Source organism: Streptomyces sp. NPDC047061 (assembly GCF_040643955.1).
In the GTDB taxonomy this organism is placed as follows: domain Bacteria; phylum Actinomycetota; class Actinomycetes; order Streptomycetales; family Streptomycetaceae; genus Streptomyces.
This window is the reverse complement of sequence record NZ_JBEYVI010000137.1, coordinates 1-1,214: the sequence shown is the minus strand read 5'-3', so window position 1 is coordinate 1,214 and position 1,214 is coordinate 1. Positions and strand designations below refer to the sequence as shown.

Here is a 1,214-nt window from a genome sequence, read left to right as displayed (position 1 = left end):
ATTGCTGGCCCCGTCCTGATTGATTGCGCTACCGGCCACCACCGCCAGCACCCGATGCCCACGCTCACGAGCAACCGACAACCGCTCCAACACCACGACACCGACGCCCTCACCCCACCCGGTGCCATCAGCCGCCTCCGCGAACGGCTTACACCGCCCGTCAGCAGCAAGACCTCGCTGCCGCGCGAACTCGATGTAGGTCCCAGGCGAGGCCATCACCGTGACCCCGCTGGCCAGCGCGATCCCGCACTCACCGGAGCGCAGTGCCTGTGCGGCCAGGTGAATCGCCGTCAGCGACGAGGAACACGCCGTGTCCACCGACACTGCAGGGCCCCGCAGCCCCAGCGCATACGCCACCCGCCCCGACGCCACACTCGCCGTCGTACCCGTCAGCCCGTAACCGCCCGCACCGTCCTGCTCCCCGACGCGGTAGCCGGACGTGATGATGCCGGCGTAGACCCCGGTGTCGGTCCCTTTCAACGAACCCGGGGCAATGCCCGCGTCCTCCAATGCCTCCCAACATGTCTCCAGCAACACCCGCTGCTGGGGATCCATCCCCAACGCCTCACGCGGACTGATCCCGAAGAACTCCGCATCGAAATCACCCGCACCATCCAGGAAACCGCCTACCCGGGCATAATCCGCACCTCCGTCACCGAAATCCGGGTCCGGCCGGCCGGCGACGTCCCAGCCGCGGTTCGCCGGGAACCCCGACATCGCATCGGTCCCCGCGGCAACCAACCGCCAGAAACCCTCCGGATCCTCCACCCCACCCGGGAACCGACAACCCATCCCGACAATCGCCACCGGCTCATCCGTGCCGGCCCGCGGCGTCGGCACAGCGCTCTCCCCGACAACCCCGTCGACCCCGCACGCCTCTGCAACCAGATACCGGGCGAGTTCCAGGGGAACGGGATAGTCGAAGACCAGGGTGGCGGACAGGCTCAGGCCGGTCTCCGCAACCAGCCGGTTGCGCAGTTCCAGCGCGGTCAGCGAGTCGATGCCCATGTCACGGAACGCCCGCTGGGAATCGACGTCAGCCGGGCTGGTATGACCCAACACAACAGCGGTGGCAGCCTGGACGATCTGCAGAAGTTCCTGCTCGCGCTCTGCGGGAGAGAGCGTAGCCAACCGGGCTGCCAGGCCACCCGCGTCCGCATCTGCGGCCACGGCTGCCGTCGGGCGGGCGGAGACACCACCAGTAACCAAGCCAC

Annotated in this window: 1 protein-coding gene; it reads right to left on the bottom strand. The window is 68.5% G+C overall.

Annotated elements, in window-relative coordinates:
- A partial coding sequence (locus tag ABZ887_RS51155; RefSeq protein WP_361306613.1) for a type I polyketide synthase occupies positions 1–1,170 on the bottom strand: 1,170 nt, incomplete at its 3' end.
- Positions 1,171–1,214 lie beyond the last annotated feature (44 nt).